Annotated in this window: 11 protein-coding genes; 2 read left to right on the plus strand and 9 right to left on the minus strand. The window is 38.7% G+C overall.

What is annotated here, in order from left to right; genetic code table 11:
* Positions 1 to 16: 16 nt before the first annotated feature.
* Positions 17 to 1,159: an N-acetylglucosamine-6-phosphate deacetylase gene (nagA, locus tag ACFSGI_RS16225; protein WP_204825239.1), complete on the plus strand. Its 1,143-nt coding sequence runs from the start codon at positions 17 to 19 to the stop codon at positions 1,157 to 1,159.
* Positions 1,160 to 1,319: 160 nt separating this feature from the next.
* Here the strand turns inward: nagA and groL are convergent, their stop codons facing one another.
* From groL to ACFSGI_RS16270, 9 genes are all read right to left on the minus strand, one after another.
* On the minus strand, positions 1,320 to 2,960 hold the full coding sequence (groL, locus tag ACFSGI_RS16230; RefSeq protein WP_204825240.1) for a chaperonin GroEL: 1,641 nt from the start codon (positions 2,958 to 2,960) through the stop codon (positions 1,320 to 1,322).
* Positions 2,961 to 3,045: 85 nt separating this feature from the next.
* Positions 3,046 to 3,327, minus strand: a complete 282-nt coding sequence (gene groES / locus ACFSGI_RS16235; protein WP_069326136.1) for a co-chaperone GroES — start codon at positions 3,325 to 3,327, stop codon at positions 3,046 to 3,048.
* Positions 3,328 to 3,617: 290 nt separating this feature from the next.
* Positions 3,618 to 8,981, minus strand: a complete 5,364-nt coding sequence (locus tag ACFSGI_RS16240; protein WP_204825241.1) for a diguanylate cyclase — start codon at positions 8,979 to 8,981, stop codon at positions 3,618 to 3,620.
* Positions 8,981 to 10,150, minus strand: a complete 1,170-nt coding sequence (locus ACFSGI_RS16245) for a small-conductance mechanosensitive channel (protein WP_204825242.1) — start codon at positions 10,148 to 10,150, stop codon at positions 8,981 to 8,983. The genes ACFSGI_RS16240 and ACFSGI_RS16245 overlap by 1 nt, the downstream gene beginning before the upstream one ends.
* A gap of 354 nt (positions 10,151 to 10,504) precedes the next feature.
* Positions 10,505 to 11,260, minus strand: coding sequence for a twin-arginine translocase subunit TatC (gene tatC / locus ACFSGI_RS16250; protein ID WP_204825243.1), 756 nt, complete (start codon positions 11,258 to 11,260; stop codon positions 10,505 to 10,507).
* Between the two features lie 65 nt (positions 11,261 to 11,325).
* Entirely contained in the window at positions 11,326 to 11,559 is a 234-nt protein-coding gene (tatA, locus tag ACFSGI_RS16255) for a twin-arginine translocase TatA/TatE family subunit (protein ID WP_204825244.1), read from the minus strand.
* 171 nt (positions 11,560 to 11,730) lie between these two features.
* Positions 11,731 to 12,228 (minus strand): MogA/MoaB family molybdenum cofactor biosynthesis protein, encoded by a 498-nt coding sequence (locus ACFSGI_RS16260; RefSeq protein ID WP_204825245.1) that lies wholly within the window; start codon positions 12,226 to 12,228, stop codon positions 11,731 to 11,733.
* Positions 12,229 to 12,349: 121 nt separating this feature from the next.
* Complete coding sequence (moaC, locus tag ACFSGI_RS16265; protein WP_204825246.1) at positions 12,350 to 12,871, minus strand: cyclic pyranopterin monophosphate synthase MoaC; 522 nt, start codon at positions 12,869 to 12,871, stop codon at positions 12,350 to 12,352.
* A 44-nt stretch (positions 12,872 to 12,915) separates the two neighbouring features.
* Positions 12,916 to 13,545, minus strand: a complete 630-nt coding sequence (locus ACFSGI_RS16270; RefSeq protein WP_204825247.1) for a 5-formyltetrahydrofolate cyclo-ligase — start codon at positions 13,543 to 13,545, stop codon at positions 12,916 to 12,918.
* Between the two features lie 244 nt (positions 13,546 to 13,789).
* Here ACFSGI_RS16270 and ACFSGI_RS16275 point away from each other — a divergent pair, with 244 nt between their 5' ends.
* Entirely contained in the window at positions 13,790 to 15,733 is a 1,944-nt protein-coding gene (locus tag ACFSGI_RS16275) for an ABC-F family ATP-binding cassette domain-containing protein (RefSeq protein WP_204825249.1), read from the plus strand.
* Positions 15,734 to 15,942 lie beyond the last annotated feature (209 nt).

Consider the following 15,942-nt stretch of genomic DNA (forward strand, 5'->3'; position numbering starts at 1 on the left):
GAGGATGAGGATATCTATGTATACTATTTTGCAAAATGTAGAACTGGTACTACCAAATAAAATTCTACCCTTTGTTCATGTAGGGATCGAAAATGGAAAAATCATAAAGATGGATACAATCCCTATTTCTACACATAAACAATATCAACAAATCGATTGTAAAGGACATCGTTTAATACCTGGCATGATTGATGTTCATATTCATGGAGCAAATGGTTTTGATATGATGGATGGTCGTGAAGAAAGTATACAAGAAGTGTCTCGTACGTGTGCTTCTACAGGGTGTACCTCTTTTCTAGCTACTTCTGTCAGTTCTACGATTGAAGATCTTTTAGCGATGATCGACAGTGTGAAACGTGTCGTCGGTCATGAAGTAGGTGCCAAAATCGCCGGGATTCACTTAGAAGGACCTTATTTGAATCCAATACGTAAAGGTATGCAAAATGAGAAGTATTTACGTCATCCTGATATAGAAGAAATGAAGATGATCTTTAAAGAAGCCGGTTCTCTTATTAAAATGGTGACGATTGCTCCAGAGTTACCAGGAGGGATGGAATTAATTTCATTTCTCAAAGAACAAGGTGTTATTATATCTATTGCTCATTCGGATGCGACTTATGAAGAAGCCAAAAAAGCCTTTGAAGCTGGCGCAAGTCATGTCACACACTGCTTTAACGGGATGCGACCGATCCATCATCGTGATCCAGGAATTGTTGTTGCAGCTTTTGAAGAAGAGCATGTCAGCCTTCAAGCTATTGTAGACCATATTCATTTGCATCCTGCTATTATTCGATTAATGCATCGTTCAAAAGGTGCTGAAGGTATGGTTTTGATTACAGATGCTTTGCAGGCTATGGGTATGGGAGACGGAAATTATATTTTTGGAGGTCACCATGTAACGGTAACCAATGGTGTGGCTAGATTACATGATGGAACACTAGCCTCAAGTACAGTTACAATGAATGAAGCTCTCCAATATACTGTTGAAACAGGGATTTCTTTAACAGATGCTGTGCAAATGGCTTCGACTACGCCAGCACGTATTCTGGATCTACAGCAAAAAGGAGCAATTGCAGTAGGCATGGATGCAGACTTAGTGCTAGTGGATGATGCTTTTCAAGTGCAATGGACTATGATAGATGGTCAAATATTAGAATAGTATTACACTTCTTTACTATAAGTCCTACAGAACGTATGATAATCCACTAGAAGTATATTTAAAAATAGCAAAAGAGGTTGCCCCCAGGTGTTAGAACCTGTGGACAACCTCTTTTTTTGAAAAAATAGTTGGATCATGTAAAAGATTCAAAAGAATCTTATTACATCATACCACCCATTCCTCCCATACCGCCCATGCCACTCATATCAGGAGCGCCACCAGCACCCGCAGGTTCTGGTTTGTCAGCGATAACTGCTTCTGTTGTTAAGAACATAGCTGCTACAGAAGCTGCATTTTGTAGTGCAGAACGAGTTACTTTAGCAGGGTCAACGATACCCGCTTCGAACATGTTTACCCATTCGCCTGTAGCTGCATTGTAACCAATACCCACTACTTCTTTTTTCAGACGCTCAACGATAACAGAACCTTCTTGTCCAGCGTTCGCAGCGATTGTGCGGATAGGCTCTTCAAGAGCACGTAGTACGATGTTTACGCCTGTTTGCTCATCACCTGTAACTTGTACAGCAGATACTGCTGCATATACGTTCACAAGCGCTGTACCACCACCAGATACGATACCTTCTTCAACCGCAGCGCGAGTTGCGTTCAAAGCATCTTCGATGCGTAGTTTGCGCTCTTTCAATTCTGTTTCTGTTGCTGCACCGACTTTGATCACTGCAACGCCACCAGCTAATTTAGCTAGACGCTCTTGCAATTTCTCTTTGTCGAACTCGGAAGTTGTTTCTTCCAGTTGGGAACGAATTTGGTTCACACGAGCATCGATATCCGCTTTGTCTCCAAAACCGTCTACGATGATTGTGTTTTCTTTCGTTACACGTACTTGGCGTGCTGTACCCAATTGCTCGATTGTAGCTGTTTTTAGGTCTAGACCCAATTCTTCAGTGATCACTTGACCACCTGTAAGAGCAGCGATATCTTGCAACATTGCTTTACGACGGTCACCGAATCCTGGAGCTTTAACAGCTACAGCATTGAATGTACCACGCAATTTGTTCACAACTAGCATAGCCAAAGCTTCGCCTTCGATATCTTCAGCAACCAATACCAATGGTTTGCTTTGTTGTACTACTTTTTCAAGTAGAGGCAAGATTTCTTGTGTGTTTGTGATTTTTTTGTCTGTGATTAAGATATATGGATTTTCTAGAACAGCTTCCATTTTATCTGTATCTGTAATCATGTATGGAGAAAGGTATCCACGGTCGAACTGCATACCTTCTACAACTTCAAGTTCAGTAGCGAATCCACGAGATTCTTCAACAGTGATAACACCGTCTTTACCTACTTTTTCCATAGCTTCAGCGATCAATTGACCTACTTCTTCGTCAGCCGCAGAAATAGAAGCTACTTGAGCGATAGACTGTTTGTCTTCCACATGTCTAGAAATGCTTTGCAATTCTTGAACAGCAGCGCGAACAGCTTTTTCAATCCCTTTACGAATAACCATAGGGTTAGCACCAGCAGTTACGTTTTTAAGACCTTCACGAATCATCGCTTGAGCCAAAACAGTTGCCGTTGTAGTACCATCACCAGCTACATCGTTGGTTTTAGTTGCTACTTCTTTAACCAATTGAGCTCCCATGTTTTCGAAAGCATCTTCTAATTCGATTTCTTTTGCAATCGTTACACCATCATTTGTGATCAATGGGCTACCAAATTTTTTCTCAAGAACAACGTTACGTCCTTTAGGTCCCAATGTAACTTTTACTGCATTTGCAAGAGCATCTACACCACGAAGCATTGCGCGACGAGCATCTTCACTGAATTTAATTTCTTTAGCCATAAGAATAGTTACCTCCTTGATATTTTAAAATCATTATAATGACAGATCGGCATGTACCGACTGTGTAAATGTATATTCGTTGGTATTAAGATAGAATAGCGTGAATATCGCTTTCTTTCATAATCAAATATTCTTTACCTTCGAATTTAATCTCTGTTCCAGCATATTTGGAGAAAAGGACACGATCGCCTTCTTTTACTTCCAAAGGAATACGCACTCCATCTTTTAATTGACCGCTACCTACAGCAATAATTTTGCCTTCTTGCGGCTTTTCTTTAGCAGAGTCTGGAAGGACAATACCAAATGAAGTTGTTTGTTCCTGTTCGATCGCTTCTACCAATACACGTTCACCTAAAGGTTTGATCATGAAAAATAGCCTCCTTAAAATAATATATTGATTTGTTTCATGTGATGGTTGTTATTTATGTAATTAGCACTCGACACCTTTCAGTGCTAACAACCAACTTTATGATACTCAACTTGAGCGATAATTTCAAGTCTCTTTGTGTAAATTTATAAAAGTTCGGTTCAAAATAAGAAATAACGCACCATACAATCACTCTTACAATTACCCAATCCTGAACAATAAAACCTCAATCTGGGTATAAAAAAAGAAATCAACGCGATGATGATACATTCACATTGATTTCTTTTGCTTTATAAAACGTTGATTGTAACGCAGTTTCTGCCGTTAGTTTTGGAGCGATATAAGGCTTCATCTGCTAAACGGTAAATCTTTTCTTCGGTCAGTTCATCGTCTACCGCTGTCACAACCGCCAGACCTACAGAAACGGTTATATACGGGCTAGCATCATTTTGATTATGAGGAATACGTAACTCTTCAATACAAGCACGCAATGATTCTGCAAATTCATGCGCTTCTTCGATTCCTGTACTAATATGCAAAATAGCAAACTCTTCCCCACCCAGACGAAAAGCCATATCTGTTCTTTTGCGCATCTGAGCTGTTAGGGTAGAACCAATCATCCGTAACACATGGTCACCTTCATAATGACCATAGGTATCGTTGTACTTTTTGTAATGATCGATATCAAGCAACATAAAAGCAAGCCCTTTTTGCTCTTTAGCTGCTTTTAAAATTTTGTGTAAAATACGATCATTAAAGTGGCGACGATTGTATAAGCCTGTTAGATCATCAATAATCGAGATACGTTCTATTTTCTTTTTGTCTGTAATATTATGACCGATAAATGTATATCCTGTAATCTGATTATGATTCAAAATAGGCTCGATAATCATAGCTAACCACAGCAGACTTTTATCTTTTTTCGGTTGAATCAATTCGCCATTCCAAGTATTCTCTTCATTCATCACAAAGATATCATAAGAACCTTCGCGCCGATCTTTAGAATACAAGAAATGATGCTTGGTACCGATTAATTCTTCGCGTGCATACCCTGTCATAATGCAAAATTCTTCACTGACCATCGTAATTTCACCAAGCAGATTGGTTTGTACGATAATTACATTTTTATCTACAATGTTAAAGTATTTACTTAGTTCTTCATTTTTGATCGCCAATTCTTCTGTGCGTTCTGCCACCAGGTTTTCCATATTGGCATAAAGGCTGGCATTTTCAATAGAATAGACCATATCTCTGGATAGCAAATTAATCATTTTGAGGCGCTCATTCGTGAATGCACCGGTCATCAAATTATTTTCCAGATAAATAATAGCGATCAATTTGTTTTGATTGTATAACGGCATACATAGTACAGATTTAGGCTGATGTTCTGCAATATACGTGTACGCCGCCATTCCGATTCCAGAGCGAGCATCACTATGCAGTAATGTTTGTCCACTATGAGCAACATAATCTATAATCTCCCATGGGAAATGCTGATGTTGTTCTCGATTTTGATCATGATGGAGTGTAATATCTATCTTATTGCCTGTATGATTATATTCCCCTTCTACCCAAAGTGAAAAATTAGATTGCATAATCATACAACCGCGTTCTGCACCTGCATTCATAATCACAACTTCCATAATTTTTTGTAACAATTGATCAAGATCGATCTCTTTGGAAATCATCTGTGATGCTTTGAATAGCAAGTGAATATCAATATTGTCTGTAGAAGAAGTGAGTGTACTTTCTGTATGCGATGGAATCCACTGCACATGATACATCAAGTCTTGATATTGTTTTTCCAGATGTTCCACTTTGGCTTTGGCACCCCAGACAGAGTAATAATAAGAAGCTTGCTTGAAAAAATAAGCCGCCAGTTCATTCAATGTTCGGGATTTGTAGAAACGGGCAATTTGTTCACTTGCGATCGCTTTGTACCGTGTAAAATTACCATGTCCACTAGAAGACAAAGCAAGATGATAATATTTTTCGGCTTCTTTGTATTTGCGATTAATACGTAACCATTCTGCTCTCATCATATGTTGCTGGGTTAAAAAGTTATGAGGAAAATGAATTGCCCATTTTCTCATTCTTCGGTACTCTTTGCGCATACGTAGACGAGCGGTCTGCTTCTCTCCTACACTTAATTCATCATAACAAGCCGCAATATTCATAAACGTATAAAAAGAAAACTCTTCCAAAAATGTTGAACCAGCCAGTGTACCAACAACTTTGTAGGCTTTATCGATATATTCGATCGCTTGCCGATAATTTTCAAAAATAAAAGCGATTTGGATTTTATTAATATAATAAATAGCAATGCCTGAATAATAATTGGCAGCCGTCAACTGTTCTAAATACGCTTGTTCACTAAAAGATCCATCCTCAAATGAATCGGTCTGCTTCAAGTCTCCTGCAAGTATACGAAACTTCTGGCGCGATAAATGAGCTGTTGCTAGTGCTTCTTTGTACTTGGTATTTTCGATCATCGATATCATCTGATCGCTTTCTTGCAAGTACTTTTCTATTTCGAGTGCCGGATTCCAAAGATTCATATAATAACAAGCATGAGCTAGATACAACATATCCCCTGACAATATGCTGGAGTCGATCGCTTGGCTATACTTTTCTTCCAACAATTCCCACTCGTGACTCCAACTATAGCAAAATAACGTATACAGCACTTTGACAAGGCTACGCCACTGTAAATCATTGAATTTCTCATTGATATCTACCGCAAGCTTGCCGTAATCTTGTGCCCCTTTGAGATCACCCATACCTGACAATAACATCGCATACCCGATATAAGCACCTGCTGATTCAGGGCCGTTACCATATTGAATCGATAAATATGTTTTTTTCAACACTGCCCATGCAAATAGTGTCTGTTCTCCTGAAATAAATGCAGGCGGAATAAAGCTCACTAATAGGCGCATGATTAATTTAATTTTCTCATCTTGCACTTCAGGCCCATGCAATAATTGATGAGTTGTTTTGCCACGAAGCTTGAGCTTGACGCGTATAATCTCTTTCCCTACAATCGCCATATTGAGCTTGGTTGGCACAGACATTCCAAGACTCGCCAGACCTAATTTACCAGCATCTATCGCTTCTTTCATCATGCCGAGGTACATATAGTGGTTAGACTGCATTTCATAGATTGTAGCCAGTTCAAGCGGTGTCTGCACATGATTAATTAATGTGAGACTGGCTTGCTCTGCTGATTCCAGTTGATGAATAAGATAAGAACATTCGCTATACAGATAATGCAGATCAAATGTAGTCTGATAATTTGTTGTCCAGCTATCCGTGGCTAACAGACTTAAAGCCATTTCGAGAAACTGACATGCAATCTCGTAACCAAATGCTTCCTTCGCACGCTTGGCAGCTTGAAGATTAATCTGAATCATACGCTCGCGCTCTTGAGCAGATTGAACCAATGAAATGCCTTTATTCAAATGCCCTGCGATATCCATACTATTTTCGCGCACTTTATCGACTGACCAGTGATCAAGTAACAACCATCCGATCTGAAGATGTAGACTTTGGCGACTTTGCGAATCAAGCATTTGATATAACGCTTGTTGAAGCTTATCGTGTCCGAATGCAAATGGAACATCCAACTGCTTCAATTCTGTACTTACTTCTTCTACACTGCTTAACATTTGATAATTGGAATGTAACGGTGTAATAATGTCGTCTTGTACCGCCTGGATCAAAGACTCTATGATCAATGTAGGGGTCGCATCACTAACTAGATGAAGAATATGCCAGTCAAAACTACGACCAATAGCAGCCGCTAATCCAAGAATTTGTTGCATGTGAACAGGTAACGTCTGCATTTTACTAATCAGATAATCAATCAAATCTTCGTTCATCGTCATCTGTGTAACTTGCGTCTGATTCAGATTCCATGTTCCTAATTCATCATCAAAAAAGATCGCTTTATTTTTGTACAAATCTTTAAGAATTTCATGGATAAAAAATGGATTTCCTTTGGTCTGATGATAGATATTATCGCGTAAAGGCTCGATAATCGTCGCTGTTGTTGTGCCTAATGTATCTTCGATCAGATATTGCACATGCTGTGCAGATAATGAAGTTAATTCAATATGTTGAACTACTGTCTGTGCTTCAATCTCCTGCAACGCTGTAGCTAACGGATGCCCGGGATTCACTTCATTGGCACGATAGGAACCGATAATGAATAGTTTTTTGAGATTGCTACTTTCCATTAATCGTCCTACTAATTGAATACTGGATACATCTGCCCACTGTAGATCGTCTAAAAATAATACCAGTGGTCGTTGTCCTACAGTTAATCCTTCAAGGAAACGTATAAATGATAAGAAAAATCGGTTGTTTTCTTCCGTAGGATTAAGTGGTTCTACCATCGGCTGTATACCGAGTATTTGCTCTAATTCAGGTAACCACTTGGTGATCACACCTGCATTATTGCCTAGACAATTACGGAGAGAAAGCTGTAGTTGTTGCTTTTCTTCTGGCAGCCCTTTGAGATACTGTACCAGCAATGTACGAAATGCTTGAATAATAGCACTGTACGGAATATTTTTATTATATTGCTCGAATTTGCCTTGAATAAAATAACCACGTTCCTGTGAAATAAAGCTGTGTAGCTCATTCACAAAAGAAGTTTTACCGATTCCTGCTTCTCCTGATACTAGCGCCAATTGAACTCGCTCTTGAATCCCTTCGGTCAAAATGCGTCTCATCTTCTGTAACTCTTCATCACGTCCATGCAATCGCTGTGGAATATGAAAAAGACTCAAACGATCTTCATGCCCGATCTGAAAATCAGCTTGAGGATCGTAACATTTTCTAAGATCAGCTTTGATCCCGTATGCACTGCGATAACGATCCTCTGGCGATTTTTCTAATAGTTTCATAATAATATTCGATAATGGACGAGCGATTTGACCATTTGAAAGGTCATACGGTGAGATCGGCTTTTTAGCTATAATTGAATAAATCTGTTCTACAACTGAATTAGCAGGATGTGGCTTTTGCCCGGTAACCATTTCGTACAATACAACACCTAGAGAGTAAAAGTCAGAACGGTAATCGATATTCCGATTAATCCGTCCTGTTTGTTCAGGTGAAATATAGGATAATGTCCCTTCCATCACGCCTGCATTTTGAAATTCTTGCTTTTCGTTATTTAATTTGACCGATAAATCAAAATCAATGATTTGAATCTGATCACTGGTACGATTCCAGATTAAATTGGCAGGTTTGAGGTCTTTATGAATAATCTGCTGTTCATGGATACGTCCAATAATATCAACGATTTTGATCGCCAAACGCAAAATCGTTGATACATCCAATCGTTCATCCCGGATTATATTTCGTAGCGATTGCCCATTGATATCTTCCAAAGTAAGTACAAAAAAACCACCACGTTCTTCAAGTTGAATAGGTTGAATAACACCGTCCACTACACCTTTAAGTTCGGATAGCATTTTGTATTCTTTTTTAATACGCATCACTGCTTCATATGTGGATGCTTTGGCTCCTAGAACCTTGGCAATAACTGTTTGTCCGGAAAGATTATCAATGCAACGATAGATCGCCTTACTCCCATGATCGGCGATCTCTTCAATCACTGTATATTTCTGATCTTTCCATATCATTAGTGTTCCCTCGCTTTATCCCCTGTTCCGACAACTTCAAAATTAGGATCAAATTTAAATACATATGCACCTGTTAGCCAAATCACCCAACAATTGACACCAAAGAATAGATAACCGAAATAGCCCAGAATCGGCATTTCTGAAAAGATATGAATTTTATCTAAATAAGGTACAGAATATTTCCAATAATTCGGATTGACCGGAATGCCCTCGTTGAACCATTCACTACCAAAGTTCCACATTTCCCAGAAGAAACCATTGGCTACTGTAGCAATTGCTATTAACAAGATTGGTGACCAGTTCCCATTCTTAATCGATGTAAACGGTGTCCAAAAGCCGATCAATCCCATCGCGGCTGACAACATTGGAACCAATGCTACCCATAACACAAAGAACAACTCGAACGGGAAATACCCCATTCCAAACGCAAGAATCAACCCTACGATATAGAAAGCTATAAGTAATGGTTTGTTCAAATGAATTTTAGGCCCATTGCTGTATCTTTTTTTCAAAGCTGGAAACGTCTGAAGCAATAAATACCATTCGATAATCGCTGGTAATACAGTGGTATACGATAAAGCAAACCAAAAAATATTACCAAAATTCGAAAATACATCTTTATTAGGATAATACCAATTTTCCATTACAAAAAAGTTCAAATATTCAAAAGCAAACCAACTAAAACAAGAAACGATAGCCAGCAACTGCATTATGTATAACTTGCTGGACAAAAGAGAGACCCCGTTATTTCTTTTGTATACGATACCATCCAAAATTAAAATAAATGCCCACCATAATGGTACAAATGTATACGGTTCAAGTAAACTTACAAATCCTGCACGTGACCATATAATAAACCAACAGATCAGCAATATTGGAAAAGCAGCCCAGAACCAGATTGGAAAAGACACTTTGGATTTGGCAACACGCACAATCTTCTCTTTTTTAAATCCAAACAAACGTGGAAATAACAAAAAGGCAAGTATAAAAGCAGCTATAACACATGCTCCTATAAAATAGATTAAATTAAATCCAGGATCTTGTACATCGTTCTGTACAGGAAATATTCCGTATCCTGGAGGTAAACCGCCCCATTTTGCCAAACTCCCCAGTAATGGCAAAATAAAAATCAAAGCAAATGTGGTTAATAAAAACGATATTTTTTTCATGATATTTATCCCCTTTTTCGTTCCTTACCTGATCATTTTAGTACAATTACTCTGTACAAATACTGAACAAAAGAGGCTGTTTTTTGCTTTATCTATGCTTTTTTGCAGTATTTGTCATATTTTGACGATTTTTTTGTTTTCATTTCTATATGCAAGTACCATTTCTATTTTTTCTCTCTCCTATTTATAATAGTTGCTCTCCAAAAAAGATAGTGATTTTTTACAAAAATACATATAAAAAAAAAGCATTTTTGTTAGCTCTCTCTGAATCATCAGATGATCGCTTTGGCAAAAATGCTTTTTTCTTTGATTGTTATCTTGTGTAATTTGTTTCGTCGGAGATTAGTCACATATTTACAATTCTTCATGCAATCTCATAGCATCTAATCGTTGTTGCTTACGATACACAATTCCTGACAAAATAACACTTAACTCATATAAAAATAACAACGGAATAGCTACTAAAATATCCGATACAAAATCCGGTGGTGTTATCACAATAGCGATGAATACGAGTACTAGATAAGCTATTTTGCGTAATTTGCGTAAAAGTGCTGGATTCAAAATACGTAAAGTTGTCAAAAACATAATCAAGATAGGTAATTCAAAAAGAGCTGCTACTGGAAAAACGATATTCGACATAAACGTAAAATATTGCACTACTCCATACGTTTCAGCGAGTCCCATATTTCGAGTAACATTAGATGTGAACGTAAGCGCCATCGGAAATACTACATAATATGCAAATAAAACACCTAACAAAAACATCATAAATACAAAAGGAACATAACGTAAAGCGGCTCGACGTTCTTTGTCTGACAGCCCCGGACTCACAAATGCCCATATCTGGTATACCGTTACTGGTAAAGTCAGCAACAAAGCAACCACCATCGCAATTTTCATATACAATCCGATACCGTCCCAAAATGAGAATACATGAAATACAAGATTTCGCGCTGTCTCTGCGGCTACTAAATACTGATAAATCGGTTGAGCTACAAATAGTCCCAAAATCATGCCCAGAAATAATACAGCAATAATAACAATCAATCTACGCCTTAATTCTCCTATATGTTCGATCAAAGACATCTGCTTTTCCGGGTTATCCATAAGTTCCTCCTATCTCAAAAGAAAATCCCTTCCGTAGGGAAGGGATTCGGAATCGTCTACACTCTTTAACGTTTATCTTCTGGTTGAGCAGGTGGAATCACTTCTGCGGACTGAATCGAATCGGTACTAGTCTTAGATGTTGTATCTTCATCTTTCATCATATCGCGCGTGCCTTCTTTGAACTCACGAAACGTCCGTCCTACAGCACGTCCTAATTCAGGTAATTTATTCGGACCAAATAAAATAAGAGCCAACACAATCAACAATATAAATCCAGTAGGTCCTATACCATTTAGCATTCGGTATTCCTCCTTATTCATGAGACAAAGCTAGCTTTGTCTTTTTTATCATAGCATATTGAAATGTACACTTCATCTTTAGCCCTATTGTAAGTTAACGACAAAAAAGCACAATTCTTTAACTCAAAAAATTGTGGAACAGTAACAACTCTACTCTATACTTTATCGGTCTTAACGCTCATCGGTATTACTGTACTGTCCGGTAATCATCAACAACGCTTCAGGCAATTGATCCATAATCGCTGCTAGATGCTCATGTACACCTTTGGGAGTGCCGGGCAAATTCACAATCAGGCTCCGTTCACGAATACCACAGATCCCGCGAAATAACATTGCCGAACGATTTTTTTTCATGACTGTAGCTCGCATCGCTTCTGCCATACCGGGTACTTCGCGTTGAATGACACGACGTGTTGCTTCAGGGGTCACATCACGCTGAGCCAGTTCTGTTCCTCCTGTGGTTAACACCAAATCAGCATTAAAATATTCTGTCATTTCAATCAACGCTGCAATAATCTCATCAGGCTCATCAGGCACGACCCGGTATTCAACAATTTCTCCACCTAACTCTTCTTCAATTAATTCGCGAATGACTTGTGCACTGGTGTCTTCTCTTTCTCCTCGTGCACCTTTGTCACTGGCTGTAAGAATAGCTGTTCTCCAAACCATGCTCTCACCCTCCCCGTCTATCTGGCATATTCATCTATTGATTACAACTGTTTTCATATATTGAGGTGGATCACTATTCTTACTTTATAGGATTCGGCTAAATTGTACATATGGATGACTTCTATTCTTCTCTTTTAAAATCTCCACTTTTGCCGCCGCTTTTTGACCACAACATCGTTGGCCCAATCACCATATCTTTTTGTAATGCTTTACACATATCATATACGGTTAAAGCAACCGCTGAAGCTGCTGTCAAAGCTTCCATTTCTACGCCGGTTTTGCCTTCTGTTTTGACTTGCACTTTGATCTGAAGTTCATCATGATCGTTATCTTCAAACATAATATTTACACCGGTCAATGGCAAAGGATGACACATCGGAATCCAATCAGATGTACGTTTAGCTGCTTGAATACCAGCCACCTGCGCTACAGCAAGTACATCTCCTTTACCAATTTGCCCTGCTTTGATCGCAGACAATGTAGTAGGAAGCATCTTCACTGTCGTAACAGCTATCGCTGTGCGTGATGTACTTTCTTTATCTGAAATATCAACCATTCGGGCACGACCTTGCTCATTAAAATGAGTCAATTTCCCTGTCGGTGTTGGTAATCCTTCATACTCTTGATTTGGTTTGTCTGTCATTGATTCATCCCGCCTACGATCTGTACTGGTATTAATACTATCTTTTACTGTTGTTGACTGATTAGCACATATTCAGACGCCATAAACAGCACGTCGATACGGAAATCATGCGATTCCATCGGAATCTTTTCCGTCATTTGCGTGCCAAAAACAAATGCTCCGCATACAGGCAAATCAGAGGAATGTTGTTGTAATCTGGATATAAAGCGATCATAGTATCCGCCACCGTAACCGATTCGTCCACCTTGTCTATCATAACCAAGTCCCGGTACCAGTATAATATCAATCTGATTCCACTTCGATTCAGGTAGTACAGGCAAATGATGTCTTGGTTCAGGAATACCATAAGCACCAGGTTCGATATCATGAACACCTGTAATCGGGTATACATGAAATAATGCATCTTGCTCACCATCAATTCGTGGCGCAAGTACAGTATCCCCTGCTTGCCAGCATTGATGTAATAATGGCATTGTATCTGGTTCATCTCGATACGCTAGATAAGTACATATAGTTAATGCAGATTTCTTTTTCTGTTGACGCAATTGATTCATATATAATGCAGCAGCAGCACAAATGTCTGCTGATTCTTGTAATCGTTGTTCAGGAGTTAATGCCATACGCTTACGCTTTAATTCTTGTCGTAAACGTTGTTTAGTAGAGATCATTTCCATACTTTACCTCCTGATACAGACCATGCTGTGATAGGGATAATAAGCCTGAATGACCATTGCAAATTTCGCAAAAATCCCGATAGTGACAGTGTATCATTCTTCTTTCCAAAAACCAACTTCACCTTCTATTAAAAATGATCATACGGTGCAAATTAACATCCTTTCATGTAAACTAAATACAATAACTTGTTAAACAAATATATGATTGTCCATTATATAGATGATGTGGAGGCTCGATAAGTCAATGTTACTGCAAGCAAATGGAATTACAAAACGATATGGAATCACCCCTATTTTAGAAGGCTTAAATCTACAAGTCGAAGAAAGAGAACGGATCGGTCTTGTCGGAGTCAATGGCGCAGGCAAATCCACGTTGCTCAAAATTATTGCTGGTGAAATGTCTTACGATAGTGGACAGATTTTCCGCAACAAAGAGATGACACTTGGTTATCTAGCGCAAAATAGCGGATTGCATCATGGAAGTACAATCGGCGAAGAAATGCGCTCTGTCTATGCGAACTTGATTGATACCGAGCAAGAATTACGTACAATGGAACAGCAAATTGCTGATCCTGCTATGATGGAAGATGATAAAGGATATGCTGATTTACTTGCCCGGTATGCAGAACGTTCGGAATGGTTCCGCGAACAAGGCGGATATGAAATGGATACTCGTATTCGGAGTATTCTTCATGGTATGGGTTTTGGCGACTTCTCGCAAGATACCACAATCGATACATTAAGTGGCGGTCAGAAAACAAGACTCGCTTTAGCACGTATTCTGTTACAAGCCCCTGATCTATTAATGTTGGATGAACCTACCAACCATTTGGATATCGATACATTAACATGGTTAGAAGATTATTTGCGTGGTTATTCTGGATCGTTACTGGTTGTATCTCATGACCGTTACTTTCTAGATCGCTTAGTCACGACTATTGTTGAGATCGAGCGTCATCGTTCTAAACGTTATACCGGTAACTATAGTCGCTATATCGATATCAAAGCTGCTGAATACGAAACGGCTATGAAGCAATTTGATAAGCAACAAGGCGAGATCGCTCGTATGGAAGCCTTTGTCCAGAAAAATATTGTAAGAGCTTCTACAACCAAACGTGCTCAAAGTCGCCGCAAAGCACTGGATAAAATGGATCGCTTGGATCGTCCTGCTGGTGATCTCAAAAAAGCGAATTTTTCATTTGGTGTCTCCGTCGTATCAGGTAAAGAGGTATTGCGTGTACATCAGCTTACTTTGTCCTATGAAGATAAGCAGAAGTTATTTGAGCCGATTTCATTTGAATTACGACGTGGCGATATGGTTGCACTGATTGGCCCTAACGGAACAGGCAAAACAACTATGCTCAAAGCACTGATCGATGAACATGAACCCGATATAGGCAAGATTGAATGGGGAGCCAAAGTAAAAATTGGCTATTATGATCAAGAACAAGGTCATTTGAATCCAAATAATACAGTACTTGAAGAAGTATGGAGTAGCTTCTCCCATCTAGAAGAAGTGCGTATCCGTACAGTGTTAGGTAACTTCTTATTTAGCGGTGAAGATGTACTCAAAAAAATATCTGCGCTTAGTGGTGGCGAAAAAGCGAGAGTATCTTTAACTAAATTGATGTTGCTTGATGCGAATATGTTGATTCTGGATGAGCCTACCAACCATCTTGATTTGATGAGCAAAGAAGTACTCGAATCCGCATTGATGGATTATGAAGGCACATTGCTATTTATTTCGCATGATCGGTACTTTTTAAACAAAATGGCGGAACGAATCTTAGAATTGCGACCAGAAGGATTAACTTCTTATCTGGGTAATTTCGATGATTATTTAATCAAAAAGCAAGAATTACTTGAAATAGCTACAGAAAATGCATCGCAACAATCAAAAAATAATTCAACTTCAGCAACTACCACTGAAGAATCTTTTGCTAACTCTTATGAAGAAAGCAAACAAGCCAAACGAGACGAACGTAACCGTCAACGTCGCACAGAACAATTGGAAAAAGAAATCGCTGATTGGGAAGAACGGATCGGTGAATTAGAGCAACAGTTGACGCTACCTGAAGTCTACCAAGACTATGAACAAGTACAAAAACATCAAGCAGAAATTGCTGATTTGCAACAGTCTTTGGAACAAGCTTATGAAGAATGGGAAACACTAGCTGTAGAATCATAAGCTATTTTGTCAATACTTGTACACTGAATTGTAAAAGATCAAAACATTTATTAAAATCAAGTAAAAAAGTTTACGAACAAACTTATCCACAAAAATAGCGATTTATTGACTATAAAAAATGACCCATTAGGGTCATTTTTCACTGTTATAATACTATTTTCTATCCATATCCATATTTATCCACCGAGTTATACACATTATCCACAGAT

The sequence above is a fragment of the Paenibacillus nicotianae genome, assembly GCF_042681745.1.
In the GTDB taxonomy this organism is placed as follows: domain Bacteria; phylum Bacillota; class Bacilli; order Paenibacillales; family Paenibacillaceae; genus Saccharibacillus; species Saccharibacillus nicotianae.